The organism is Micromonospora sp. CA-111912, assembly GCF_050948415.1.
In the GTDB taxonomy this organism is placed as follows: domain Bacteria; phylum Actinomycetota; class Actinomycetes; order Mycobacteriales; family Micromonosporaceae; genus Micromonospora.
In genome coordinates, this window is sequence record NZ_CP192007.1 from 1,705,245 (window position 1) to 1,731,755 (window position 26,511).

Consider the following 26,511-nt stretch of genomic DNA (forward strand, 5'->3'; position numbering starts at 1 on the left):
GTGGACGTACGGATGCCGGGCTGGCGCCCGGCTGGGACCATGGCTTCACTGCCGCGTGCGACCGCCGGCCGGACCGCCCGGCACGGTCGGGGCGGCGCGACTCTACTGAGGGGATACCGCGGAGATGGCGAACCCGTTCGTCAAGGGCTGGAAATACCTGATGGCGCTCTTCGGTGCCCGGATCGACGAGCACGCCGACCCCAAGGTGCAGATCCAGCAGGCCGTCGAGGAGGCGCAGCGCCAGCACCAGGCGCTGGTCCAGCAGGCGGCGGCCGTGATCGGCAACCAGCGTCAGCTGGAGCTGAAGCTGTCCCGGCAGATGTCCGAGGTCGAGCGGCTGCAGGGCAACGCCCGGCAGGCCCTGGTCCTCGCCGACCAGGCCCGGGCCCGCGGCGACGAGGCGGAGGCCGGCAAGTACGAGCAGTCCGCCCAGATGCTGGCCACCCAGCTCGTCTCGGCCGAACAGGCCACGGAAGACCTGAAGACCCTGCACGATCAGGCGCTCGGCGCCGCCGCGCAGGCCCGCCGGGCGGTGGAGAACAACTCCATGATCCTCCAGCAGAAGCTGGCCGAGCGCACCAAGCTGCTCAGCCAGCTGGAGCAGGCCAAGATGCAGGAGAGCGTGGCCCGCTCGCTGGAGTCGATGTCCTCCCTGACGGCCTCCGGCAGCACCCCCTCGCTGGACGAGGTGCGGGACCGCATCGAGCAGCGCTACGCCACCGCGATGGGCCGCGCCGAGCTGGCCGGCAACTCCGTCGAGGGCCGGATGCTGGAGATCCAGAAGGCGTCCCTGGACTCGGCCGGCTCGTCCCGGCTGGAGCAGATCCGTTCCAGCATGGCCGGCGAGCAGCTAGCCGGCCGGCAGGACCGCGCGGCGGGGCAGGGACAGGCCGCTCCGACCGCCGACCCGGTCGCCGCGGCCCGGCTCGACCAGATCCGGGCCAGCATGGGCCAGGAGCGCGGCAGCGGGGACACCACCGCCGCCGGCTGAGCGGCACCAGCGCCGCTGGTCGGGCGGCACCAGGGCCGGACTGGTCGGGCGGCGTCAGCGCCGTCGGTCGGGCGGCCGGAATGAGGAGGCACGCATGGCAGACGAGCGGGCACGGTACTTCCGCGATCTGCGCCGGCTGCGGCGGGCCGCCCGCCGGTGGAGCGTCCTGGGCGGTGGCCTGACCGGGGCGGCGGCCGTGCTGACCCCGTACGCCGGGCTCGGGCTCCCCGACGCGGCCTGGGCCGGCGCCGCGGGCAGCGCGGTGGCCCTGGCCGCCTGGCGCTGGCTCGACCTGCGGGCCCACGCGTCGCGGCCGGCGCCCCCGGCGCTCGACCCGGCCGAGGCCGCCGCCCGGTCCCGGGCCCGGCTGGTCGCCGCCGTGGAACGACTCCCGGCCGGGCAGGGGGTGCTGGCCGAGGTGCGCCGGGCCCGGTCCCGGCTGGCCCTGCGCGGCACCAGCGTGGCCGAGCCGTGGGCCCGGCTGGACCGGGCCGCGCTGACCCTCGGCGGGATGACCGGCCAGCTGACCGGGTTGGCCGAGCCGGCCGTGCTGGAGGCCGCCGCCGCCGACCGTTCGCTGCGCGAGCTGGCCGGGCGGGTGGCCAGCGTCGAGCGGGCCCTGCGGCTCGCCCCGGCCGACGCCCGGGCCCCGCTCGCCGGCGCCCACCGGGAGCTGTCCGGGCAGCTGGAAAGCGGGGTGTCCGCGTACGAGCGACTGGTGGTGGCCGCCGCCGGCTACCTGGCCGAGGACGCCCGCCCCAGCAGCGAGCACGCCGCCGCGTCCCGGCTCGCCGAGGCGACCGACCTGCTGCACGGGGTGGCCTCGGCGCTGGCCGAGCTGCGTACCGTCGGCGAACCCCTGCGCGCCCCCACCCGCTGACCGCTCAGCCGGGGGTGCTCACCGCCACCGGCGGGGTGAACGGCGAGCTGCCGACCACGTTGAACGACCGCACCCGGTAGTGGTACGTCACACCCCGGGCCAGGCCGGTGTTGGTGAACCCCCGCCCGTGCACCGTGAACGCGACGACCTCCCGCTCGAACGCCGGGTCGAGGGCCCGCTGCACCACGAAGCCGGCCCCCGGCCCGCCCGGCGGCCCGGCCGCCCAGGTCAGCGCCACTGCCGCCGTGTCGGGCGCGGGGGCGCTCGCGGCGCCGGCCAGCGCCGTGGGCGGTGCGGGCCGAGGCGGGGTGGTGACGGTGGCGACGGTCGACCACGGCGACGCCGCCCCCAGGTAGGTGGTCCGCACCCGGTAGTAGTAGGTGGTCTCCGCAGCGACCACGGCGTCCACGTGCTGCCCGCCCACCCCGATCGCGGTGGTCACCGGCCCGCTGGTGAACGTCGGGTTGGTGGCCCGCTGCACGTCCACGCCGGTGGCGAAGGAGCGGTTCGCCCAGCGCAGCGCCACCCGGGGCGGCGCGGCCGGCGGGATCGCCGCGACCAGCCCGGCCGGGGCGGCGAGCCGGACCGCCGCCGGCACCCCGTTGGACCAGGCCGAGCAGCTCACCTCGTTCTCCGCCCGGATCCGGTAGTGGTACGTCACCCCCGGGGTGACCGTCGCGTCGGTGTACCGGTTGGCGGCGGCGGCCACCGTGATCGCGATGACCCCCTCGGTGAACGCGATGTCGGTGGCCCGCTGGAGCAGGTGGCTGCGGGCCTGCGGGTGGCTGCCGTTGCCGGTCCAGGTCAGCGCGATCGCCGGCAGCACGGTCGCCGACCCGGCCATCGGTGTGGCCGTCAGCCCGGTCGGGCCCTTCGGGGCGACCCGCAGCACCAGCGGGCGGCTCATGCCCTGGTCCCGGTGGCCGCCGAGCTGGCTGTGCCAGCGGTACTCCCAGCCCATGTTGACCAGCTGGTTCACCACCGCCGCCGGCCGGCCGTCGAGCGGGCTGACCGGGGTCGAGCCGATCCGGGCGCCGGCCGGGCGCGTCGGGTCGAGCAGCCGGACGCTGTCGCCGAGCTTGAACGGCAGGACGGGCGCGACGGGGCGCAGCGCCACGACCACGTCCTCCCGGGGGTTCACCCGGACCGTCTCCTTCCAGCCCAGCTCGTTGGCCTCCGGCAGGCGGATCGTGCCGTCCCGGCCGACGCGGTTGACGAGTTGCACGTCGCAGCCGCCGACGTGCACGGGGTGGGTCTGCCCGGCGTCCCCGGTGATCCGCCAGAGCTGGGTGCCGTCGGCGGGCGCGCCGACCGGGACCGTCGGGTCGGCGATCACCAGGGTCTCGGTGGCCGGGTCGACGGGCCCGAGCGGCAGGGTCACCGGGCCGAGCGGGCCGGCGTTCGGGTGGGCGACCCCGAGCCGGCCGGCGACCCGCCCGTACGCCGGCTCGAACACCTGCCCCACCGCCTTCACCGCCAGCGGCAGGGTCACCGGTACGGCGGCCCCGGCCGGCGTGAAGCTGACCGAGGTGGCGTACGCCGTGACCACGGTGTCCCCGGCCGTGCGGGTGCCGAACGCGGCGTCGTACGCCGGCTGGGGCACGATCGGCGGGCGCTGGCTGGCCGCATACGCGGCGGGCAGCCGGTCGGCGAGCCGGGCCAGGTCGAACGGCTCGGCGGGCTCGCCGGCCACCTGGAACTGGAGCAGGGTGCGGGTGTTCGGCCCGTACCCGGGGCGGGTGCCGGCGATCCCGCCCACGGCGGTGCGGTCCGGCGCGTCGGTGTGGTGGTCGTAGCGGGGGTCGAACCGGGGCAGCGGGGCCGGGCAGTCGTTGTACAGGATCACCGTGGCACCGGGCGGGACGGCGGAGAAGTCGACCACCACGTCGGCCCGTTCCCCGGGGGCGAGCAGCAGGGTGTGCCCGTCGACGTTCAGCACGGTCGGGTCCTGCCGGTCGTACCGGTAGCCCACCGGGCGGTTGGGCAGCACCACCGGGGCGGGCAGCAGCCCGCACTCGTTGCCGACCTGGACGAACTCCGGCCCGGCCCCGGCGGGGTCCGGCACCCCGCCGTCGCGGCCGTCCGTGGGCCAGTGCGCCGGGCGGCCGGGGGAGCGGACCGCCTCCACCATCGGCACCTCGCCCGCGTCGGCGTCGTGCAGCTCGCCGTCCGGGCCCCACATCGGGCCGTCCGAGCGGGCCCGGTAGAGCTGGAGGTTGAGGCCGCGGTCCGCGCAGGCGTTGAGGATCCGGAACCGGTACGCCCTCGGCGCCACCGTCAGGTACGGGTAGGCGACCCCGTTGACCAGCGGGGTGTCGCCGTACGCCTCCGGCACCGCCGACGGGTGCGGCACGCCCGGGGCCAGCGGCGGCTCGTCGGGGGCGGCGACCGGATCGTGGTGCGGGTTCGGCGCCGGCCCGGCCGGGCGGCCGTCGGTCTCCGGGTCCGGCCCCGGTCGGGCGACCGCCTCCCGGCCTGGCGGGGGGCCCGTCCACGGGCCGTAGTCCCAGCGGCCGGTCGGGTTGCCGCCCGAGGCCCGGTACGGGTTCTGCCGGGGCTGGTAGACGTGTGGGTGCCACAGGCTGCCCCGGGCCCCCCAGCGGTCCCGGTCCCAGGTCGGGTCCTGGGCGGCGAGCTGGGTGTCGTCCGGCACGAAGGTGCGGTCCTGGATCACCAGCGGCAGCTGCTCGGCGGGCAGCACGCCGTCGGCGACGAGGTGCTCCTCGGCCGGGTCGGCGAGCAGGTAGAGCGCGAGCTGCCCGGAGTGGACGGTGAGCCGGGACAGGCCGAGCGTGTTGTCGTGCAGCCACATCAGCCGGCCGCTCTGCTCGTTCGGGTAGTACAGGGTCGTCGCCCCGGGGCCGGGCGGCGGCATGTCCGGTACGTGGGTCAGCCCCACCCCCGTCGGGTACGGGGTGATCTCGCCGGCCGGGGTGACCCACTGCCACGGGTTGCCGGCGCTGATCCAGCCGGTCTGCCCGCCGTACAGGTGCGGCACGGCCCGGTTCTGCGGGTACGGCGCCGGCCCGTCCAGCGGCCCAACCCCGGCCCCGTCGAGCGTCGGGTCGACGGGCAGGAACAGGTCACCGGCCCGCCCGGTGGGGAGCTGGTTGATGAACTTGATCCGTACCGGCCGGCCCCGCCGGGCCACGATCACCGGCCCGAGCAGGTACGGCCGGTCGGGCGGGGCGACCGTGTTGTGCCCGGAGCCGTCGGTGCCCAGGTTGAGCTGCCGGTAGCCGCGCAGTCGGGTGGCGGGCAGGTCGCGGTGCAGGCGCTGGGCGTACTCCTGGAGACCGATCTCGTAGTAGTCGCAGCCCGGCCAGGTGAGGGTGTCGGGGACGGCCACCGGCAGGTACCCGCCCAGCTCGGTGCGGCCCTCCTCGCCCGGGCCCGGCAGCGCGTCGACGAACTTGCGCAGGCCGGTGCCGGGGACCGTCCCGCCCCGCCCGTCGGGGACCGGCAGCGGGCTGGTGGCGAAGTTGGGCACCGGCCCGAAGCTGCGCGGGACCGCGGCCGGGTCGAGGCTGGCCGGGACGGGGGCCGCGTCCTCGGCGACCCGGGCCGCCGGCACGGTCGGCCCGACCTCCCGGCCGGTGCGGGCGGCCCGGTCGGCGAGGTTGGTGCGCAGTCTGCGGAACAGCACGATGGCTCTCCCCGGGATCGAGGCGCACCGGCCGCCACCCCCTTGGGGCGACCGGCGTGCCCGTTGACGATCGGTGAGCACTCAACCGCAGCATGCGACGCCGGACCCCTGGTTAGGAACTACCCAATCGTCCGTATCTGCGGGCGGCCCGGACCCGGACCGGCGTGTCGGGGCAGGTCAGGGTGTCGACCGGCCCGGTCGCCGGGGTCAGGAGGGCGTCGGGGCGTCAGGAGGGGCGCCGGGGTCAGGAGAGCGCCGGGTTAGGAGGGCGCCGGTCGGGGCGGGGCGGTGCCCGGCGGGCCGGGCTGGCAGGCCGGGCACCAGTAGGTGACCCGTTCGCCCAGCTCTTCCTTGCGGATCGCGGTGCCGCACCGGCGACAGGGCTGCGCACGCCGGCCGTACACGTAGCTGGTTTGCCCCCGGTGCAGCGAGCCGGTGGTGCTCTGGGTCCACCGCCCCCGGTTGGCCGCCAGCAGCTTCTGCGCGAGCGTCACCGTGCCGGCCAGGTCGGGCACCGCGCCGACCCGGGTCCACGGCGAGATCCCGCGCAGGAACAGCACCTCGCACTTGTACAGGTTGCCCACGCCGGCCAGGTTGCGCTGGTCGAGCAGCGCCTCCCCGATCGCCGCCTCCGGTCGCGCGGCGAGCCGGCGGACCGCCTCGGCCGGGTCCCAGTCGGCACCGAGTAGGTCCGGGCCGAGGTGCCCCACCAGCGTGTCCTCCTCGGCCGTCGGCACCAACGCCAGCTCGTGCAGGTGGTACCCGACGGCCACCGAGTCGGGGCCGCGCAGGACCGCCCGGATCAGGTGCGCGGGCCGGGCCGTCCAGCGTTCGCCCGGCGCGTACGCCCGCCAGGCCCCGTCCATCCGCAGGTGCGAGTGCAGCGTCCAGCGGGTCGCCCGATCGTCACCGGCGGCCGGGGCGGTGACCGGCTCCGGGGCGGTGAGCCGGAGCAGCAGGTGCTTGCCCCGGCTGGCCGACTCGCGCACCGTCCAGCCGGTCAGGTCAACGGTGGCCAACTGCGGCACCCGAAAATCGCAGCCGGTGAGCCGGACCCCGCCGAGGGCGCGGTGCAGGACGCGGGCGGTGTTCCAGACGGTGTCACCTTCGGGCACCCCGCCATTCTCCCTCCCCGAACGGGATTCGCGTGTATCGCCATTTGTACGGAGGTTCCCATCGATCGAGCGAAAGGCAACGATCAGGGTGTTCTGAGGAGGAACAACGTGAATTGTCCACGTACTCCCGTCCGTAGCCTCGTCCTCTCCCCGCTGCTCGCCGTCGCACTCCTATACCTGGCCGCCGTCCCCGTACCGCCCGCCTCCGCCCTGCTGCCGGCGGCCTTCGCCGGACCCGCCGCCGCGTCTCCCCGCGTCGCCGACGCGGTCGCGCCGACCGAGCGGTGGGACGCCGACCTCTCCCGCGCCGGCGGCCTCAACGCCCGCTGGGCCGGCGGCGGGCTCCGGCTGTCCGACCGGACGCCGCACGCCGTCACCACCGCCGCCCTGGACCGGCACACGCCGGTCGCCGAGGGCGCGTACCTGAGCCCGGAGCACGCCCTGACCCGACCCGCCACCCGGGTCCGCGCCGAGGTGGACGCGGACGCCGGACCGGACGCCGCGGTGGAGGTCCAGGTGCGCGGCCGGCACGCCGCCGGCTGGACCGAGTGGCGCACGGCCGGCCCGGCCGCCGTCTTCGACCAGCCGGTCACCCGGGTCCAGGCCCGGGTGCTGCTCACCGCCCGCACCGCCGGGGCCACCCTGGCGGTACGCGCCGTCCGGCTCACCGCCGACCGGGCGGCCGTCGCCGCCGCGTCCACCCCCGGCCGGGTCTACCGGGTCTACGCCACCCGGATCGGGCTGGTCGGCGGGACCACCGCCAACGGGCACGTCGTCACGTCCCGTGACCACTTCGCGGCGCTGCCGTCCCGGCGCTCGCTCTCCCCGCGCGGCACCGGCGACTACACCCTCCGGGTCTGCACCACCAGCGGCAGCCGCTGCGAGTACGCCCCGGTCTGGGACGTCGGGCCGTGGAACACCCGGGACGACTACTGGAACCCCGCCGCCGTCCGGGAGAACTGGAAGGACCTCCCGCAGGGCAGGCCCGAGGCGCAGGCCGCGTACCAGGACGGCTACCACGGCGGGCGGGACCAGTTCGGCCGGACCGTGCTGAACCCGGGCGGCGTCGACCTCGCCGACGGCACCTTCTGGGACGGCCTCCAACTCACCGACAACGCCTGGGTGGACGTCGCGTACCTGTGGACCGGCACCGGCCCGCACGGCGTGATCGGCTCCGGCCCGCTCAACCTCCGCACCGGCCCCGGCACCGGGTACGCCGTCCGTGGCCTCGCCGCCACGTACGCCCACGTGCCGATCCAGTGCTACGTCACCGGCCAGACCGTCAGCGGCACCTACCGGACCACGAACCGGTGGAACCGCCTCGCCAGCGGGCAGTACGTCAGCCACGCGTACATCTCCGCCGTGTACGGCGGCGCAGCGCCGCGCTGCTGACCGCCGCCGGCCGGGGCCGGGGCGCTCGCGTCCCGGCCCCGCGCGTCCTGGCTCCTCGCCCGGTCCCGCGTCGGCGCGGCGTCCGGCGTCGCCCCGGCCCGTCCCCGCAACTGGGGGCGGGTCAGGGGCGTTCCTCCGGGCGGGCCGGGCGCACGATTTCCTGGTAGCGGGGATGGCTGGCGCCGTAGATCGCGAAGTTGAGCCGCGCGAGGGACAAACTCAGGTCGCCGTTCGGGCCGCCCCGGACCACGTCGGCGTCGGCGTCACCCTGGCCGTCGTCGGTCCAGAAGCAGACCGGGCAGGTGCCGCCCCCGGTTTTCGATGCGCAGCAGGGGCATGCCGACGGAACCCATTGTTCACCCACCGGAAGAGCATTCCACAAGCGGCCATCGGGCATCAGTCCGGCGGTGGTCCGATTTCGTCACCCACCGAACGGCCGTTCCCGACCGTTCCCCCGACCGCCTCCGGCCTCGTGTCGTGCTCAGGCGGCGGCGGTGACGGCCACCAGGTCACCCGGCCCGACCGCGAGCACGTCGACGGCCCGGCCGCCGTTTACCGCCACCGCGACCCGGCCGGCCGAGTCCACGTGGATCACCAACTCGCCGGGCGGGGCGTCGCCGAAGGTCCGCCCGTGCACCGCCGCTCGCCCGGCCACCCACAGCCGGGCCGGCAGCGCGGCCAGCAGGTCGCCCGGCGCGGCGAGCTGCACGTTGCCGAAGTGGTCCACGGTCAGCACCTCGGCGGTGAAGCCGTCGGGGCCGGGCCGCACCACCGGCTCGGGGAGCCGGACCAGGTCGGCGGGGTCGACCGCCGGGCCGGCGTCGGAAAGCGACGCGCCGAGCGCCAGCCGGGCCGCGACCGGGGCGAAGACGTCCCGGCCGTGGAAGGTGCGGGACACCTCGGGGGCCAGCCACTGTGGATTGGTCAGCTCGACTGCCGCCGTGACGCCACCGAGCGCGGTGGCGGCGTCCAGCAGCAGCCCGTTGTCCGGGCCGACCAGCAGCCCGCCCGGGGTGGCCAGGCCGATCCCGCGCCGGGCGGTGCCCACCCCCGGATCTACCACCGCCACGTGCACCCCGACCGGCAGGTACGGCACCGTCTGGGCGAGCACGGCCGCGCCCCGGCGCACGTCGGCCGGCGGCACCAGGTGGGTCACGTCGATCACCCTGGCGGCCGGGGCGAGCCGCCCGATCACCCCGTGGCAGGCGGCCACGAACCCGTCGGCGAGGCCGTAGTCGGTGGTCAGCGAGATCCACACCATGGGCATCCTCCTCGTACTCGGGTGTCTCCCATGCCGCCCGCAGCGCGGGGCGGCGCGGCTGCCGGTTCGACGCTAACCTCTCGGCCGTGACCCGTGTGCTGCTGGTGCCCGGCCGGAACGAGCCGCTGCCCGGCCACTGGCAGGAGTGGCTGCGCGGCCGAGACGCGGTTCGCCGCTGGGTCCGCCACGCGAGGCGCGGCCGGTACGTGGCCGAGGACCGGGTGGCCGCGCTCGCCGCCGCGCTGGACGAGACAACCGAGCCGACCGTGCTGGTGGCGCACAGCGCCGGTTGCCTCACCGTGGCGCTCTGGGCGCTCGGCGGCCCCGGCCCGGTGCGGGGGGCGCTGCTGGTCGCCCCGCCCGACATCGACGAGCCGTGGACGGACGGGGAGTCCTCGATGCCGGCGCTGCCCGACGACCCGCTGCCGTTCCCGTCGATCCTGGCCGCGAGTCGCGACGACCCGATGATGGCGTACGAGCGGGCGGCGCACTACGCCGGGCGGTGGGGTGCCGAGCTGGTCGACCTCGGCGACGCCGGGCACGTCACGACCGCCGACGGCTACGGCCCTTGGCCGCTTGCGGAGGACCTGATCGCTCAATTGACGAGCCGCTGACCCCTGGTTGCGTAACAGTGGAGCGATGTGGTGAGGGTGGCTGAGCGGATCGGCGTACAGCGCGGCGACGACGTCCTCACGCTGGAGCATCGCCGCGCACCACGCGTAGTGGCCGTCCTTGCCCGTCGGGTCGTAGGCGTTGCTGGTGAGCACGGCGTAGACCGCGCGATAGAGCAGGAGCCGGGTCATCGGATATCCGGCCTGGTCGTGCAGGCGGTGGAGTAGCTCTTCGTCGAGCGTCCGGTGCTCGCTGCCGTACATGTCGAAGATGGCGGCGGTGACGCTCGCCTCGAAGGCGGGATCGGCTTCGGTGGTGAGGAATCCCCAGTCGAGCACTGCGGCGGGGGCGCCGTCTGCGGTGACCAGGACATTGGCCGGGACGAGGTCGCCGTGCAGGATGGTGCCGGGCGCGGCGGGCAGGTGTTCGATCAGCAGCCGGATCCGTTTCATCAGCTCGTCGAAGCCGTCAACGGATGCGGCGAGCTGTTCGCCGTAGCGTTCCACCCGGCGGTCGAGCAGGGCGGACAGGGCGGAGTGCCAGGTGTCGTGCCCCTGCCATACCGGGATGTCCTCGTCGATGACCGTCAGCGCCCGGCAGCTGACGCCGGCTGCGGTGGCGCGCAGCTCAGCCAGGATGGCGAGCATGCAGTGCTGAGCCTGCTCCACGGTCACCTGCCCGGACCGCAGGGCGTCACGCAGCGGCATGCCCCTGAGTTCCCGTTCGACCGTGACGGTGTGTCCGGCTATCTCGTGGATGTCGAGGATCTCGGGAGTCCGGAAGGAGAGGCGCTGGTCGCTCAGGTGGGTGTAGAAGGCGCGCAGGGGTTCCAGCTCGGCATGCTGCCGCCGGAACCAGACCTTGCCGACGAGTCCGTCGCCGAGGCTGTAGACCTCGCCCTCCATACCGCGTCCGATGATCTCCGCCCGAGCGAACCCGAGGCCGCTGAACCGTGCCGACCAGTCCACGCTGTCATGACCGACCATCGTGCTGTCCTTTCTGCCGCTGCTCCGCGCGGAACCGTGCGGCCATCCGGTACGAGTCCTCGTCGCGCTGCACGAGAAGCAGCGGCCGGTAGCCCGAGGGCATCACGGCGTCGAACCCGAACCAAATCGGCACGCCGCTCGATGTCACCGTCTCCGGGCTGGCCGTCGAGGCATTCTTCCCCGCTGACCCCGCGACCACCGAGGCGCTCCATGCCCTCGCCAAGCCGGGAGCCGGCATGGGCAGTTGACCCTTTGCGCAGGCGCTGATGCCCGCCGAGGCGGATGCGATCTGCGGCACGGCAACCGGCTCGCCCTGACGGTCCGGACGGTCCTGCGCCAGCATCGGCCCGACCGGGACGGATGCTGCCCGGTGTGCCGGGTCCCGCACTGCCCGGCGGCGACCACCGCACGGAACCTCCTCGCGGCCATCCGGTGGACCAGCGACGGAGCTGCGGTACGGCGGCAGCGAGGTGCGACGGCCGGGCCGGTTGCCCGCGACCGGAACGAACCGTAGTCGTCGCGGTTGAAGGGCCAACCGGCCCCGTGGCCGAACGGGTACTGGCACGGCCAGAGGCAACAAGCAATCATGCTTCCATGGATCCTGCTCCGGCGTCCGTCGCTGTCGATCCGCTACGGCCCCGCCGGGTCTGGTACGTCGTCGCGGCGCTGATCGCCGCCGGCGGCGTGCTGGCCGCCGCCGCGATGCTGTTCCTGATTCCCTTCGGGGGTGACCTCGGGCAGCGCGTCACGTCCGGGCAGCCGCTCACCGTGCATATGCCTGAGGCCGGGAAGATGGTGTGGGTCAAGGGCGAGCAGTCTCTCCCAGCCTGCCAATACTCGGAGGCCGACACCCAGAAGCTCGAAGAGTCGGTTCGGATTTCGATGCTCGCCGACGATCTCACCTTGGAGGTGGACGGCGAGCGTTGGCGCGGCCTACAGATGATGCGCGTCAAACCGGTCGGCACGTACACGCTGACCTGCACGGTCCCGGAACACGCCACCTCGTCCTTCTCGATCGGTGATCCTCCCCGGTTCCACGACCCGCGTTCGAAGGCCCTGGCGGCGCTGGCCGGCTCGGCCTTGGCATCCCTGTGCGTGCTGGTCGGTGCCGTGTTGACGGTGGTCATCGCGGTCCGGCGCCATCGGCGCGGAAAGCGTCTCGCCGAGCGGCACCCAACGGTCGGATAGCGCCGGTCCGGCGCCCTGCGGCCCACGATCGCCCGTCCACGCCTGTTGCGGGTGCTGGTCCGCCTCTGTCCAACCGACATGTCGTGCCGCTGATCGAGTGCCTCTCGGACCTCGCTCTGAGCGGCCAGCTCACAGTCTGATGACGCGGTCGTCCGTCACCCAGCTGACGTCCGGATTGTGGCGGACCACGTCAAGTTGGGCATCAGTCATGTTCGCGCCGAACCCGAGGAGAGCAGCTGTGAAGATCGCGATGGGAGCGACACCGACCTCCCGGGCGACGGCCTCCGGGTCCGCACCGGGCCGCACTTCGACGAGGTACGACCCTGGGATGCGCTCCGTTGAGGTACTACGGCGGTACGGGGCCGGCCGGGTGGGCACGTCGGCCTCGATATCCCACACCAGGGCCTCGGCGCGGAGCGCGTCGAGCTGGGCGGTGGTGAGCCGGGCCCCGAATCCGGCGTCCCAGGTCCGGTACACGTCGTGCGGACGGATCCCGATCCGGGACCACAACTCGTCGAAGAAGGCCATCTGTCCCGGCTCAGGTTCGGAGTCGACCCAGATCAGGTGGTCCAACGGTTCGTCCATGCGCACCCTTCAGACGTCGGTCGGCCGCTCGGACGCCCCATCAGGACGTGGCCCTTGTCCTATGTGTCATGTGGCCTGAAGTTGTTCAAAAGGATGCCGACCTGAGGTGCCGGCCCGACCGGGCCGGCACCTCAGGGTCGCATCCGTCGAGCTGGTCGGCCTACCTGTCGGCCTTCTGCTGCCGGTCGGGATCGGCCTCCGCCGGACCCGTGTCGGTGTGGCGGCCGGAACCCCGGCGTGGCCCCGGGGCGCTGCCGGCGACCGTCGCCACGCGGGGACGGCGCAGCGTCATGAGGAGACCGACGATCACCAGCGCCAGGCCGATGACCGCGAGCGCGAGCGGACCCCACAGCTTGACCATCTGGAGCAGCTGCCGGTTGGAGCCCGCCTTGTCGGCGCTGCTTGCGATCGTGTCGTCGGTGTAGGTGAAGACCGCGTCGAGGATGACGGTCTCCTGCCCGTTGTCGCCGACGAGCTTCTTGCTCTGCTTCTCCTGCACCTTGATGAACTGGCCGGTGGCCGGCTCCACCCACACGGTGCGGGTGTTGCTGTAGCTGATCCGGCCGGTGGTGGCACCGGGCACCAACTGGCCCACCAGGAGCTTCAGGCGGTCGGCCGGCAACTCCTGCGTCCCGTCGCGGATCTCCTGGGTGAACTGGTACGTCTCCAGCCCGTTGATCTGCTCGGTCTTGATGAAGCGTGCCGGCTGGGTGGTGCTGATGTCCCGGTCGAAGATCTCGTAGGTCTTCTTCTCGGTGCCGAACGGGAACTTGTAGATCTGGCCCGAGTAGTTGACGCGCTGCCGGTCGCTGCCGGTGTCGAGCCACTGCTTGTCCCACTGCTGGGCGGCGCCGGTCTTGCGGTCGAGCGCCAGCGACGTGCTGTAGGCGCTGATCAGGGCCTTGGTGTCGGTACGGATGACCTCCTGCCCGACCAGCCACACGACGGCGTCGCCGTCGAGCGGGCCGTCCAGCTTGGCGGTCTCTCCGGTGTCCGGCGTTACGGTGATGGTCGAGCGCAGGGTGCCCTGGTTCACCTCCGCCTTGCCGTTGGTGATCTGCATGAAGCGGGCGTTGGGTGCCTCGGCGACGGACTGGGTACGCTCCAGGTCGTACGGCAGACGTTCCGCCTGGGGTGCCACGACGAACGCGAGACCGCCGGCGAAGACCAACGCGAGGACACCGACGCCGAACAGCGCGGCGCCGATGACGCGAGACCTCATAGTGCCTCCACGTATTGAGGGACGGGTAGTTCGGCAGGCGGACTGCTTGCCGGCTGCCAGAGGTTACTACCGAGTTACATCCCGAAGCGACCCCTGCGCGGCATCTTCTACGCTCGATCGCCGGGTTCCGCCGCTTTCCGGAGCACCATTGTGAAGTTCCACGTGAGCGTCTCCCGCAGCGCCGGGACCCGGGCGACCCACCGCGCCCACCCCGGGTGGTACCGGGGCAGCACGTCGACGATGTCGATGGCGCCGGCGCGCCGGGCCGCCCTGGCCCACCGCATCGCCCGCCCGGCGCTGACCGGGAACAGGGTGTGCCCGACCCGGTTCTTCGGCTCCCGGCCGTTGCGGCGCAGGTAGCGCAGCCGGGCCCGCTCGCCGCCCAGGAAGTGCCACGGCGAGGTCTCGTGGCCGCCCCACGGGGACAGCCACGGGGTGAACGACACGAACACGGTGCCGCCGGCGCGGGTCACCCGGACCATCTCGTCCAGCATCGCCTCGGGATCGGCGACGTGTTCGAGCACATTGGACGAGTAGCAGACCTCCACCCCGCCGGTCCGTACGGGCAGTGCGGTCCCGCTGCCCCGCAGCATGCCCGACACCGCCGCACCGGCCGCGGCGAAGTCACCGACGGCCGGGTCCAGACCGATGTACGCCGCGCCGGCCTCCCGGAACTCGGTGGCGAAGTAGCCGGGGCCGCCACCCACGTCGAGGACCCGCGCACCGGCGAGGTCCACGTAGGACCGCAGTTGGCGTACGGAGTCCTTGGCGAGCAGCGAGTAGAACCGGTCGGGGTCGGACTGTTCGTGCAGGAAGCCGCGGAACAGCGCGACCGACCGGCCGAGCGTCGCCCGGTACCGATTCTCGTCGGGTGGCGCGGAAGAGGGCTCCGGCGACGGCTCGGTGTCGGCCTCGGGCGGGCGACCGGCGGCCGGCACCACGGCCGCCGCGACGGCGCACACCGCCGCGAGCATCGCCGCCTGCACGACGGCCCCGTACACCCATTCCTGCCCGTGCCCCAGCAGTCGGCCCAGGACGGCCACCGAGATGCCGCCGGCACCGGCGGCGAAGGCGATCCCCGGCAGCGCACCCGGCCGCAGCAGGCGCACCAGCATGGCGGCGAGCAGCAGCGCGGCCGCGGCCACGCCGCCGAGGGCGACCGCGAGCGCCATCAGCGGCACCACGACCCACCATTCGCCGCCGGTACGGGACGGCCGGTCCGTCGCCGGGCCCTGGACCGGTCGGCGGCGTCGAGCCGGCACGAGCGCGGCGAGTCCGACGAGGAACACGGCCGCAGCACCCGCCACCAGCCCGGCCCGATAGGGCCGGTCCGGGGCGAAACTGAGCGTCACGGTGCCGCCGCTGCCGGCCGGCACCTCGAACGCCTGCTGCCATCCGTCGACCCGCTCGGCCCGCAGCCGCCGGCCGTCCAGCGTCGCGGTCCAGCCGGCGTTGAAGTTCTCCGTCACGACGAGCAGCGCCGCCTCGCCCGCGCCGATCGTGACCGTCCGGTCGGTGGCGGCCCACCGGCCGACCTGCACGTCGCGCGACCGCGTCGGCGCCGCCCGGTCGGTCCCGTCCGGCACGAGCGCTGCCGAGTCCACGACGAACGCGGCCGAGGGCACCGTGCGCAGGCGGTGTTCGCCCGCGGGGAGCTGCACCCCCTCGCTCGCGAAGTCGTCGCACACGGTCACCGCCAGCGACCGGCCGGCGCGCAGGTCCGCCAGGGTGCCGGAGACCGAGGTCGGGTATCCGACGCCGTCGAGCGACACCGTCGGCCCGCCGCCGCACGGCACCGCCACCGGCGTGTCGGCACCGGTCGGCCGCAGGAGGCCGGCGAGCGCGGGAACCTCGACCTCGGCGATGCCGACCGGTGCCGGCCACGCGTTGCCGCGCGGGTCGGCCACCGCGCCGTCGAACGCGGTCACCGCGATGTCCAGTCGGTCGGTGGTCAGCGCCGGGAAGCGGATCCAGCCGTCCGCGTCGACCGGCGCGGCGGTCGAACCGGACCCGGTGCGCAGCACGACCTGCCGCGGCCGGGCGGAGACCGGCGCCGTCGGCGCGACCAGTCGCACCCGGTCGATCTTCCGACGCTGCTCCCACCGCAGGCGCAGTGTCGGACGGTCGTCGACCGGTTCCGCGAGCCATGCCGTGGCCGGATCGCCGTCCACCGCCGCGTCGGCGGCGACCGTGACGTCCCCGGCGAGCACCGACGACGCCGAGGCGGTCACCGGGCGGTCCACCGGCATCGACCCGCCCGTGCGCGGTCGCGCGGTCAGGCGCAGGTGGTACGTCGCGTCCACCGGCGTCGCGAAGAACCGGTCCACGCCCAGCGGCTCCTCGCCCGTACGGGCCAGGAACTGGTCGCAGCGGAGCCCGTCCGGGCCGGTGAAGCAGGCGCTGCGGTCCTGCGGGGCGCGGCTGAACGCGTACGCCGGTGCCGGCCCCCCGCTCAGGTCCGCCGGCGCGCGCAGCCCACGCTGGGCCGCCAGCCCCGCGACGCCGAGCTCGCGCAGCGCCACCGCGCCGCCGCTGTAGCCCTCGCGGAGGGCGAGCACCGTCACCCGTACGGTCGTGGTCAGGCCGGGGAGCGTCTCGAGCCGGTGCGGTCCGGGAGTGTCGGGCACCGCTCGGTCGACCGCACCCTGGTCGGTGCTGACCCGCACCAGCCCGACCGGGAGCGCCACCCGCAGGTCGTCGGAGAAGTCGACGGTCACCTCGGTGACCCGGCGCGGCGTGTCGAGGGTGAACTCCAGCCATTGGCCCGAAGCCGGTTGGAACGGGTCGGAGCGCCAGGCGGTGGCCGGGTCCCCGTCGAGCGCGGCGAACGGGAGGTGGGACGGCTCGGTGCCGCTGCCGGAGTCGGCGAAGCTGGCGCTGCTGGACGCGTCCACCGACCGGATGCCCTGGTACACGGCGACGGTCTGGTGCCCATCGGCGGCGAACGGGAGCAGGTCGGTGCGGATCCGTCCCTGCCGGGTCGCCTCGTCGGCGGTCAGGGTGTGGCTGACGTTGTCGCGCATCCGGCCCACGTTCAGCTCGCGCCGACGCAGCCCGTCGGTGACGATCCGGGGACCGGCCGCGTCGGCCGGTTCCGCGTCGCCGGTCAGCAGGACCGGCTGCCGCGGGTCGAGCAGGCCCTGCTCGAGCACCCCGAGCAGCGACTCCGGTCCGCCGCTGACCACCGGCACGTCGGCGCGGGCCGACGCCGACACGGTGGGCACCGCGCGGTCGACCGCGAAGATCTCGATCGCCGGTACGGACTCCGCCGCGTCGACCGGGCTGCGCTGCGGATCGTCGACGCTCACCTTGGGGCCGAACGAGGCGGCCGGCCGCAGCCCCGGGGAGCCCGCGATCGCCTGCCGGATGACCGCGACCGGCGGGGCGCCGCTGGCCGTCCGGTCGATGTCGTGGCGGACCAGCAGGTAGCGGTAGCCGGAGCGGGCGAGGAAGTCGGCGAGCGCCGGTGAGCCACGGCCCTGCGCCAGGACCGTCTCGACGGTGTCCATCACCCGGATGTTGCCCTCGGAGCCGAGCGGGATCTGGTGCCGGGTCGCCCAGGGGGCGCCGGTCAGCGGCTGAAGCGGCTCGTCCACCGTCCGGCCCCAGGTGTGCTGCGCGAACCCGGATCCGGGGACGACCAGCGTGCGGGCCTGCGGATCCTGCGCGGCGAGCCAGCCGGCTGCCTGTCGCCAGTGTGCGGGCAGGTCCGTCCAGCCAGGACCCGGCCGCAGCATGAGCATCCACGCGGGCGCGGACGCGACGAGCAGCAGGACCGCCACGACCGGCGCCGCAGGGATCCGCACCCGGCGGCGGGCGACCAGGTGGCTGGCCGCGTGGGCGAGGCCGAGCAGGAGCGGCAGCCGCAGCACCGGCTCGAACTTGTGCACGTTGCGCAGCGGCGCGAGCGGCCCGTCGAGCAGGTCGCGGACGAACGGGGCGAGCGGGCTGTCCAGCGTGCCGAGGTAGCCGGTGGTCAGCAGGGTCAGCCCGGTCAGCACGCCGAGTACGAGAAAGCGGCGCTCGGGCAGGCCGCGCAGCGCGAGCCCCACCAGGCCGACCAGGGCGACCAGCGCGGTCGCGGCCATCAGTACGGGGTTGTCGATGAGCACCCAGCCGGCCGGCCACCAGGGTTCGCCCTGGACGACGTAGCCGACCCACTGGTTGGTGCCGCGTATGGCCTGGAAGAGCGAGGTCACCGCGGTGGTCGTCGCCGAGGACTCGATGTAGTCCAGGAACGGCAGGCTGTACTGCCCGAAGAGCAGCAGCGGCGCGACCCACCAGAGGGTCGCGCCCGCCACGAAGACGCACCACCAGGCGGTGAGCACGGCCAGTTGCCGGTCCCAGCGCCGGGTCGCCAGCCAGAGTGCGGGAAGCACCAGCGCCATTACGGTGGCGGCGGCGTTGATCCCGCCCATGAAGAGCACGGCGAGCCCGGAGAGGGCCGCCGCGCGTCGGGCCGAGCCGATGCGGCGCACCGCCGCCAACGGCAGCAGCACCCACGGCAGCACGACCACCGGCAGCATCTCCGCGGAGAGCGGGCCGATCTCGGTCAGCATCCGGGGCGCGAGCGCGTAGGCCAGCCCGGCCAGCAGCCGCCCGGGCTCGGCGCCGATCCGCAGCGCCCGGGCGAGCAGCACCACGCCGAGGTACCCGGCGCAGAGCAGGAGTGCGCTCCAGGCTCGCTGGGTCACCCACGGGGGCAGGCCGAGCAGGTCACCGACGGCGAAGAACGGCCCCATCGGGAACAGGTAGCCGTACGCCTGCTGCTGCAGTTCCCCCGAGGCCGCCTCCGGGTTCCACAGGTGCAGCGCCCGGGCCATGAACCCGATCGGATCGACGGCCAGGTCCAGCTTGGTGTCGAAGGTGGTCCGGCCGGGGCGCTGCAGCACGGCGACCATCACGAGGAGGAGCGCGCCCGCCCAGGTGGCGAGACGCCGCCGGCGACGGTCCACCGCATCGGGGCCGACGGCCGCGCCCACCGGCCGGGCGGCGGTCGGCCCGGAAACACGGTCCCGCGTGGTGGCCGTCATCGGCGGCACTTCGGCGGCAGGCAGCTGAACTCGGCCAGCGCGGAGAAGAAGATCTGCTGGATGCCGGACGGTCGCGGGGTCAGCGCGACCCGTCCGCCCGTGGCACGGGCGATCTGTCTGAGCTCGTCCGGATCGATCTCCGGGCCGACGCCGATGAACAGGATCGGCACCGGGCGGCGCTTGTCGCGCAGCCCGGCCAGCTCGTCCAGGAGCTTGGCACGGCTGATCCCGCTGGCGTTGTCGTCTTTGCCGTCGGTCAGGACGAGCACCATGTTGATCCGCCCAACGGTCCAGTTCCGGGTCGCGTCGCGGTACGCGGCGAGCGTGGTGTCGTAGAGCCCGGTCGCGCCGTTCGGCTTGACCCGTACCCGGTCGAGCGCGTCCACGATCTCCGCACGGCGCGGGCCGACCGGACCCACCGGTACGACCTCGCGGTAGTCACGCTCGCCGTCCAGGTCGGTGGAGAACTCCCAGACGCCGAGCTCGGTGGTGCCCAGGAGCAGTTCCGCGCCGCCCTGCGCGGCCTTGATCGTGGCGGAGAGCCGGGTCTGCGTCGATCCCGGCAGCCGCGCGGCCATCGATCCGGAGATGTCCAGGACCGCGAGCATCCGGGCGCTGATGTGCACCCCGCCCCACGCGTTGAGCAGCGTGGTCGCGTCCGCCTCGGCGGGTATGGGCGCGGGCGGGTACGCGCCGGTGCGGATCCCGCTGCCGGCGGGGATGCCGGCGGGCGACCCGCCGCTGGGGGTGCGCAGGCCGTGGCCGGTCAACGCCGCCGCGCCCTCGGTGGCGAGCATCCCGCGCAGGAAGGCGGCGGCACCGTCGCGGCGCGCATCGGAGGCGAGGATCGCGTACGGGTAGTCCGGGCCGGGTACGGGCGTCGGCGGGTAGACGGCGACCTGGCGGGTACCGCCGCCGGCGGCCAGGAGGATCTCCTGCTCGGTGCTGACGACCGCGGATTCGGTCGCACCGGGGCCGGTGGGTGTGGGGGCCGCGCCGGGGAACGGCACCGTGCGGGCCGCCAGTCGGCGCATGATCGCCGCCGCGCCGGCCGCACCCGCCGCCGGTTGGGCGGAGTCGGCGAGCGCCCGGATGCCCACCAGCGCGCCGAAGCCGAGCGGGCTGGCCGTCGGGTCGGGCAGCACGACGGGCAGCGGTGGTCGTTCGGCGGCGACCAGGCTGGTCCAATTGAGGTCGCGGTCGCGCCTCAGCCGCGCGGCCGACCGCTCGTCGAGCGACAGCACGACCGGGGTGCTCGCCACGGAGACGCCCTCCGCCGGCACCTGGAAGGCGCCGGCGGCGTGGGCCCGGCGCAGCCACAGCGTCGACTCCGGCAACCAGGCGTCGGGGGGAGTCGAGGTCTCGGCCGTGCCTGCGGGCGGCGGACCCGTCGCCGTGCCGGTCCCCGCACCGCCGGCCGCCGGACGGGTGAGGTCGCGCAGCACGTCCGCGGACTCGCGCGCCTGCACCGTCACGTCGAGGCAGCGTTCCCGGGCGGCCAGGTCGCGCGCGACCTGTCGGGCGGGCGCTTCGACGCTCGGCGCCACCGCGATCCGCAGCGCGGTCCGTTGTGTACAAGGCGGTTCACGCCGGGTCCGATCGAGGTAGCTGGTCGCACCCCAACCGCCGAGCACCGCGACCAGCGCACCGCTCAGCAGCAGGACCGGCCAGAACTCCGGCCGGGTCCGCAGGCCGCCGTTCGCCACACTTCCTCCTCTGTGACGTCACCGTTGCGGAAACTCTGCAGAGCGCCCTAGTGTGACGCAACCGCGAACCGTACTCGCAAGTAGGGGTGGATGAGTAGGTCATGACCCAAACCTCTGGTCCGCATGTCCTCTTCCTCAGTTGGCGGGACACACGGCATCCGGAGGGCGGCGGTTCGGAGGTCTTCCTCGAACGGGTCGCAGCCGAGTTGGTCGCACGCGGTTACCGGGTGACCCTGTTCTGCCAGGCACACGCCGACGGCCCCGCCCTGGAGACGATGCCCGACGGGTTCCGCATCCTGCGCCGCGGCGGCCGTCACACGGTCTACCTGTACGCGGCCCTGGTCTACCTGGCGGGCGTCTTCGGCATCGGTCCGCTCGCCCGTCGGCGGCTCGGCCGGCCGGACGTGATCGTCGACGTGTGCAACGGCATGCCGTTCCTCAGCCGGGTCTACGCCCGCCGCCCGGTCATCGCGCTGGTCCACCACGTGCACCGTGAGCAGTGGCCGGTGGTCTTCGGCCCGTGGATGGCCCGGATCGGCTGGTGGATCGAGTCGCGGCTGGCGATCCGGGTCTACCGGACCTGCCAGTACGTCACGGTGTCCGAGTCGACGCGCAGCGAGCTCGCCGGGCTCGGCGTCGACCCGGGCCGCATCGCGGTCATCCACAACGGAACGCCGGCCGTCGTCGGCCCGCCGGTGCCGCGCACCGCCCACCCGAGCCTGGTGGTGCTCGGCCGGCTCGTCCCGCACAAGCGGGTGGAGTTGGCGCTGCGAGCCAGTGCGCTGCTCGCCACGGAGCTGCCGGAGCTCGAGCTGGTGGTGGCCGGCCAGGGCTGGTGGGACGAGCCGCTGCGGCAGCTCGCCGCCGACCTCGACATCGTCGACCGCGTCCGGTTCACCGGGTTCGTGCCGGAGGAGCGCAAGCACGAGTTGCTGTGCCGCTCGTGGGTGTCGTTGGTGCCGTCGCTCAAGGAGGGCTGGGGGCTGACCATCGTGGAGGCCGGTGCCCGGGGCACCCCGTCCGTCGCGTTCCGCGCCGCCGGTGGGGTCGCCGAGGCGATGGCCGACGGGCAGACCGGCATGCTGGTCGACGACGAGTTCCAGTTCTTCCAGGCGGTCCGGGCATTGCTGATGGACGCGGACCGGCGCGCGGGGATGGGCACGGCTGCCACGGCCTATGCGCGGCGTTTCACCTGGTCGGTGTCGGGGGCGGCATTCGCTGACGTGGTCGCCGGGCAGTTGCCGGCGACCACGTCGCAGCTAGCGGATCAGCGGTTGCCGTAGACCTTGGTGACAGCGGTGTCGGTGCTTTCCTCGGCGACGTGGTCGGCGGACGGGCTCACCGCTCCGACCGTCGCGACGAGGCCGATGACGCCCAGCGCCGCGCCGAGGACAGCAGCGACGGCGAACGTGGCCAGCTTGGCCATAGCTCTACCTCCCCGGGTTCGTGAGTGCGCGGAATATACCACGATCTTTGTCGTCTGAGCAGCAGAGCCAGGAGGGCGAGAACCACGATCGCCGCGGCGACCAGGTGCGCGGCGGCCGCGGGCCACCGCCGGCCGGCGGGTGGCGGCGGTACGGCGGCCGGGTTCTCCCACAGCTCAAGGTGCGGACCGGCGAAGACCGGACGCAGTCCGGCGAGGGCCGTCGCGGGCGGCTCGCCGCCGGGCTCGCGCCGGACCAGCACCCACCGGACCCCCAGCTCGGCGAGCGGGCCGTCCGCGTCGAGAACGGCACGGACCCGCGCCGCCCGTGGGTTCTCGCCGTCGACCGTCACGTCGCCGACCCGCAGCGCGTCGTTCATCAGCACCGGCGCGTCCAGGTAGCGCGGCGCGGGGTCACGCACCACAGTGTCCTGGGCCCAGCCGTAACGCTGATAGCCCTCGAACGGCAGCGAGAGCACCTCGCCGGGCGTGCCGGCGACCCGCGCCGCCACCGCGTCCCAGTCGGCCGGGTAGCGCACCGGCCGGAGCTGCCCGGCGGCGCCGAAGGCCAGGTCGGGCAGGATCGCCACCGGCAGCAGCGCGGCCGCGACCAGCACGACCCGGCCCGCCCCGGCGTCGAGGCGGCGAGCCAACCTGCCGGCGAGCACCTCGGCGCCGAGGGCCACCCCCAGCGCCAGCAGGACCGCGTACGGGATCAGGAACTTCTGGCCGTCGCGCAGCAGCCCGGCGCCCGGAACCGTGCCGATGAGCCGTTCCAGGACCGGCGCACCGGGCCCGGTGCCCGCTGCGGCGAGCAGGAACGCACCGGCCGCGAGCAGCCCCAGCCGCCCGGCCCCGCCCGGCCACCGCCGGCGCAGTTCCCGCACACCCACCACGGCCACCGCGAGCAGCACCAGCGTCGCGACCGGAACCAGCGGCGAGGATCGGCTGTCGGGAACGGTCTGGGCGTTCCAGATGCCGCCGGTGCCGGCCAGCGCGGTCCACGCGCCGGCCCAGTTCTCGGCCCGCGCGGCGAACGCGGCGACGCCCTCCGGGTCCGACCGGCCGTCGGCGGCACTCGTCGCGGCTGCGACCAGCCAGGGCGCGTTGATCGCGGTGACCGCGCCGAGTGCGGCGGCGGTCGCCCGGCGCCAGCCCGCGAAGCCACCGGGCAGCAGCACGGCCACGGTGCACAGCGCGATCACGCCGCCGGTCGGGGTCACCGCGGCCGGCGCCGCCGCCAGCACCAGGCGGGCCAGCCCGCCGGGCCGGCCGGTGCGCACGTCCCGCACCGCGGCGACCAGCCAGGGCAGGGCCGCGTACGCCAGCAGGAGGCCCCACTGCCCGAGCAGCAGCCGCTCGGCGAGGTACGGCGTCCAGGCGTAGGCGAACGCGCCGGCCACCCGGGTGAGCGTCCGCCCGGTCGGCATCAGCCGGGCCATGCCGAGCGCCGCCAGGTAGACGATCGCGACCAGCGCGATCCGCTGCACCAACCAGCCCGGCGCGACGAGGTTGGCGACCGACACCAGCGCGTCCAGCGGCACGGCGCGGGGCAGCGCGTCGGCCGGCGCGACCATCTCCCAGTTCAGCGGCTGACGGGGCACGAAGACCATGTCGTAGCGCAGCACGTAACCGGGCAGGACCAGCGGGGCGAGCACCACGGCGGTGATCGCCGCCGCGACGGCGTGCGGCGCGGCGTACGGGATCAGCCGGTGGCGCACCGGCTACCCGACCGGCTGTGGCACCAGCGCGCCGATCTCGATCTCGTCGGTGCAGAGGGTGGCCGCCGGTTCGTCCACCGCGAGCTGGACCTCGTCGCCGCCACCAGGCACGAGCAGGAACATCGCGTTGAGCCCGCGGTGCACGTCGAACGGCACCACCTCGCCGTCGCCGAGCCGGAACGTGGCGGTGGTGTCCCGGTCGCTGATGTACCCGATCCGTACCACCTGCCAGTAGTCGACGACCGTCCCCCGCAGCGGGATCCGCGCCGTCCGGCCACCCGCGACCTTGTGGCCGCAGCCCGGCGCCGGCCCGGGCGCCGCCTTGACGCCCTTGACCCAGGCCGGGCGGACGTTGCCGGAGGCGTCGAAGACCCACAGCTTGCGGGCCCTGGTCACGAAGGTCGGTCCGTCGTCGAGCGGCGCGAAGAATCGCGACTGCATGTTCCACGGGTGGGACAACCCCGGGACCACGATCTCGGGCACCGGCTGGTCCATGAACACCGTTCCCGGCTCGGCGGTGGCCAGGCCGGCGCGGGCAGTGTTCAGGTAGTCGCGACTGGCCTTGGACCGCCAGTCGGTGCCGAAGTCGACGCCGCTGTAGACGCTGCTGGCGATCAGCAGGACCAGGCCGACGGCGAGCGCGGTGGCGAACGGCTGGGGGTGGTTGCGGATCAGCGCCGGCTCGGCGGGCTCGGCGGTGCTGGCCGGTTCGGCGGCGCCGGCGGGCTCCGTGGCGTCGGCGAGTTCGGCCCGGCGCAGGCCGCAGAGCGCCACGCCGGCGCAGAGGGCCGCGACGAGCAGCACGTCGCCGAAGTAGCGCGGCACCAGGCCGGCCACGCCGCTGAACCCGGACCCGAGCCGGGTTGCGCCGATCAGCCCGGCCGCCAGCCCGGAGTAGAGCGCCAGCAGGATCCACGCCCGGACCGCCACCGTGCGGCGCAGCCACACCGTGCCGGCGACGAACGCCGCCACGATCGCCCACGAGACCCACTGTGCAGCCTGGACCGGGGCGGCGACGGCGGGGCCGTCCGAGGCGTCGAGCCAGGTCCACGGGCCGCCCACCATGCCGGCGGGGAGAGACTGCCCGTAGAACTGCTGGAGGAAGGCGCCGACCTCGCCCGCCGAGATCGGCGCGCGGAGCGCGGACGTCGACATCGACAGGTACCCGGCCAGGTACACCACGGAGATCCCGGTGAGCACCAGCCAGGCGGGCCACCAGCGGCGGATCGTGGTCAGCACCGCCCGCAGCGGCCCGCCCGGCGCGTAGAGGCAGAGGGTCAGCAGGAAGACCGCCGCGACCACCAGCAGCGCCTTCTCGAAGAAGAGCAGGGCGACGACGACCGACGCGCCGAGCGCGACCAGGTGGCGGCGCCGGCGGGTACGGATGTACCGCACCTGGGCCCCGATGGCCACGATCATGGCCAACTGCATCGGCAGCAGGTTGATCCCCACCGCCCACCACGCGCTGACCTCCAGCGTCAGCGGGTTGAACACGAACAGGCACAGCGGCACCAGCAACGCCCAGCCCGCCGGGAGCAGGAGGCGCAGCAGGCGGTAGAAGGCGACGCTGACGGCCACCTGACCGAGCACCATGAGCGCGGCGTACGGCCAGTACTCGTACTCGGTCAGCCGGTGGGTGACCCAGGTGAGCAGCCGGGCGGCCGGCATGAGGTGGTTGTTGTAGAGCGCGAACAGGTGCCCCGGCGCCAGGCCGCCGGCGTCGGCCTGGGCGATGATCGGGAAGTCGTCGGCGGTGAGGAACCCGCGGGTGGTGATCGATGCCCGCCAGAACACGCTCGCGGTGATCAGCACGACGGCGGCGATGTGGATCGGGTCGACGCGCCGGGCGGCCGTGGTGGCGGGCGCGGTCGTGGTGTCGGGCGTGGCCGTGGTCGTGGTGTCGGGCGTGGCCGTGGCCGCCGGCTCGGTCATCGGGGCGGCTCCTCGCGACGGAACAGGACCATGTTGACGTAACGCGGCCGCGGGTGGACGACCCGTCGGGCGAAGCTCTGCGCCACCCGGCCGACCGCCGCCCGCTGGTGCGCGAGCAGGTCGAAGCCGCCCAGCGGCACCCAGCGGTCGTCCGGCATGACGTGCGGCCGGTAGCCCCACCCGTCGAGCAGCGCGAGCACCGGGTCGATCGGCTGGATCCGCTCTTCGAGCTCGATGAGCAGAAGCGGGCCGTCCCGCCGGATGGTGCGCTCGGCACCGCGTAGCGCCGGCAGTTCGTGGCCCTCGACGTCGAGCTTGACGAACCGCACGTCGGTGAGCCCGAGACCGTCCACTGTGATCCGGTCGACGGTGACCGACGGGCCGTCACCATGCTCCACGGACGAGGTGCCGATACCGGGACCACCGGCGGGAACGAACAGCTCCGCCTTACCCGGCCGGTCGGAGGCCACCGCCTCGACGACCCGCACGTCCGGGTAGGCGGCGGCCACACACCGCGCCAGCTCGGCGGCCGGCTCCACCGCCACGACCCGGTCGGCCAGCCGCCGCAGGCCGCGGGTCCACGGCCCGTACCAGGCACCGATGTCCACAGCGGTGCCGCCGCGCGGCGCGTAGGAGGGCAGCCGGGCGAGTTCCGGTTCGACCCGCGGATAGGCGAGCCGAACGGCGGCCCCGACGGCGCGGGCCGGCAGCCTGGCGGCGAACCGCGAGCTCAGTTCCGTGGACAGCGTGCTGGCCATGGTGTGGAACCTTAGTCCCTTACCTACGGATGGGTAGACCCGAGGTTTCCTCGCCAGTAA

The 26,511-nt window shown here is 74.4% G+C and carries 18 protein-coding genes and 1 pseudogene; 6 read left to right on the plus strand and 13 right to left on the minus strand.

The window, feature by feature from the left end:
- The first annotated feature begins 124 nt into the window (after positions 1-124).
- Positions 125-991 carry a PspA/IM30 family protein gene (locus ACQPZO_RS07825; RefSeq protein ID WP_433348347.1) on the plus strand — a complete coding sequence of 289 codons (867 nt, stop codon included), beginning with the start codon at positions 125-127 and terminating at the stop codon, positions 989-991.
- Between the two features lie 94 nt (positions 992-1,085).
- Positions 1,086-1,871 carry a phage shock envelope stress response protein PspM gene (gene pspM, locus ACQPZO_RS07830; protein ID WP_433348349.1) on the plus strand — a complete coding sequence of 262 codons (786 nt, stop codon included), beginning with the start codon at positions 1,086-1,088 and terminating at the stop codon, positions 1,869-1,871.
- A gap of 4 nt (positions 1,872-1,875) precedes the next feature.
- On the opposite strand, the gene ACQPZO_RS07835 is transcribed toward pspM, so the two are convergent.
- Both ACQPZO_RS07835 and ACQPZO_RS07840 read right to left on the minus strand, forming a co-directional pair.
- Entirely contained in the window at positions 1,876-5,520 is a 3,645-nt protein-coding gene (locus ACQPZO_RS07835) for a multicopper oxidase domain-containing protein (RefSeq protein ID WP_433350862.1), read from the minus strand.
- A gap of 257 nt (positions 5,521-5,777) precedes the next feature.
- Complete coding sequence (locus ACQPZO_RS07840) at positions 5,778-6,632, minus strand: zinc finger domain-containing protein (protein WP_433348351.1); 855 nt, start codon at positions 6,630-6,632, stop codon at positions 5,778-5,780.
- 108 nt (positions 6,633-6,740) lie between these two features.
- On the opposite strand from ACQPZO_RS07840, the gene ACQPZO_RS07845 reads away from it, so the two are divergent.
- On the plus strand, positions 6,741-8,024 hold the full coding sequence (locus tag ACQPZO_RS07845) for a hypothetical protein (RefSeq protein ID WP_433348353.1): 1,284 nt from the start codon (positions 6,741-6,743) through the stop codon (positions 8,022-8,024).
- A gap of 121 nt (positions 8,025-8,145) precedes the next feature.
- On the opposite strand, the gene ACQPZO_RS07850 is transcribed toward ACQPZO_RS07845, so the two are convergent.
- Both ACQPZO_RS07850 and ACQPZO_RS07855 read right to left on the minus strand, forming a co-directional pair.
- Complete coding sequence (locus ACQPZO_RS07850; protein ID WP_433348355.1) at positions 8,146-8,421, minus strand: CPCC family cysteine-rich protein; 276 nt, start codon at positions 8,419-8,421, stop codon at positions 8,146-8,148.
- A gap of 84 nt (positions 8,422-8,505) precedes the next feature.
- On the minus strand, positions 8,506-9,291 hold the full coding sequence (locus tag ACQPZO_RS07855) for an S-adenosyl-L-methionine hydrolase (RefSeq protein ID WP_433348357.1): 786 nt from the start codon (positions 9,289-9,291) through the stop codon (positions 8,506-8,508).
- Between the two features lie 98 nt (positions 9,292-9,389).
- Between ACQPZO_RS07855 and ACQPZO_RS07860 the strand changes: the two genes are divergently transcribed.
- Positions 9,390-9,899, plus strand: a complete 510-nt coding sequence (locus ACQPZO_RS07860; RefSeq protein WP_433350864.1) for an RBBP9/YdeN family alpha/beta hydrolase — start codon at positions 9,390-9,392, stop codon at positions 9,897-9,899.
- Positions 9,900-10,148: 249 nt separating this feature from the next.
- Here ACQPZO_RS07860 and ACQPZO_RS07865 read toward each other — a convergent pair.
- A pseudogene (locus tag ACQPZO_RS07865) lies at positions 10,149-10,883 on the minus strand (phosphotransferase family protein); the annotation flags it as partial.
- Positions 10,870-11,226 carry a hypothetical protein gene (locus tag ACQPZO_RS07870; protein ID WP_433348359.1) on the minus strand — a complete coding sequence of 119 codons (357 nt, stop codon included), beginning with the start codon at positions 11,224-11,226 and terminating at the stop codon, positions 10,870-10,872. The pseudogene ACQPZO_RS07865 and the gene ACQPZO_RS07870, both read right to left, overlap by 14 nt.
- A gap of 251 nt (positions 11,227-11,477) precedes the next feature.
- On the opposite strand from ACQPZO_RS07870, the gene ACQPZO_RS07875 reads away from it, so the two are divergent.
- Positions 11,478-12,071: a hypothetical protein gene (locus ACQPZO_RS07875; RefSeq protein ID WP_433348361.1), complete on the plus strand. Its 594-nt coding sequence runs from the start codon at positions 11,478-11,480 to the stop codon at positions 12,069-12,071.
- Between the two features lie 129 nt (positions 12,072-12,200).
- Here the strand turns inward: ACQPZO_RS07875 and ACQPZO_RS07880 are convergent, their stop codons facing one another.
- From ACQPZO_RS07880 to ACQPZO_RS07895, 4 genes are all read right to left on the minus strand, one after another.
- On the minus strand, positions 12,201-12,656 hold the full coding sequence (locus ACQPZO_RS07880; protein WP_433348363.1) for a hypothetical protein: 456 nt from the start codon (positions 12,654-12,656) through the stop codon (positions 12,201-12,203).
- A 160-nt stretch (positions 12,657-12,816) separates the two neighbouring features.
- A complete protein-coding gene (locus tag ACQPZO_RS07885; protein ID WP_433348365.1) occupies positions 12,817-13,878 on the minus strand; it encodes a DUF3068 domain-containing protein in 1,062 nt (353 codons plus the stop codon).
- A gap of 107 nt (positions 13,879-13,985) precedes the next feature.
- Entirely contained in the window at positions 13,986-18,911 is a 4,926-nt protein-coding gene (locus tag ACQPZO_RS07890; protein WP_433348367.1) for an alpha-(1->3)-arabinofuranosyltransferase domain-containing protein, read from the minus strand.
- Entirely contained in the window at positions 18,908-20,617 is a 1,710-nt protein-coding gene (locus ACQPZO_RS07895; RefSeq protein WP_433348369.1) for a substrate-binding domain-containing protein, read from the minus strand. Before ACQPZO_RS07895 ends, ACQPZO_RS07890 begins: the two co-directional genes overlap by 4 nt.
- A gap of 101 nt (positions 20,618-20,718) precedes the next feature.
- On the opposite strand from ACQPZO_RS07895, the gene ACQPZO_RS07900 reads away from it, so the two are divergent.
- Positions 20,719-21,900, plus strand: a complete 1,182-nt coding sequence (locus ACQPZO_RS07900) for a glycosyltransferase family 4 protein (protein ID WP_433348371.1) — start codon at positions 20,719-20,721, stop codon at positions 21,898-21,900.
- 55 nt (positions 21,901-21,955) lie between these two features.
- On the opposite strand, the gene ACQPZO_RS07905 is transcribed toward ACQPZO_RS07900, so the two are convergent.
- The 3 genes from ACQPZO_RS07905 to ACQPZO_RS07915 are packed head-to-tail and all read right to left on the minus strand — an operon-like array spanning position 21,956 to position 26,451.
- Positions 21,956-23,761 (minus strand): hypothetical protein, encoded by a 1,806-nt coding sequence (locus ACQPZO_RS07905; RefSeq protein WP_433348373.1) that lies wholly within the window; start codon positions 23,759-23,761, stop codon positions 21,956-21,958.
- A gap of 3 nt (positions 23,762-23,764) precedes the next feature.
- Complete coding sequence (locus ACQPZO_RS07910) at positions 23,765-25,693, minus strand: hypothetical protein (protein WP_433348375.1); 1,929 nt, start codon at positions 25,691-25,693, stop codon at positions 23,765-23,767.
- Positions 25,690-26,451, minus strand: coding sequence for an FkbM family methyltransferase (locus ACQPZO_RS07915; protein WP_433348377.1), 762 nt, complete (start codon positions 26,449-26,451; stop codon positions 25,690-25,692). The genes ACQPZO_RS07910 and ACQPZO_RS07915 overlap by 4 nt, the downstream gene beginning before the upstream one ends.
- Between the last annotated feature and the right edge of the window lie 60 nt (positions 26,452-26,511).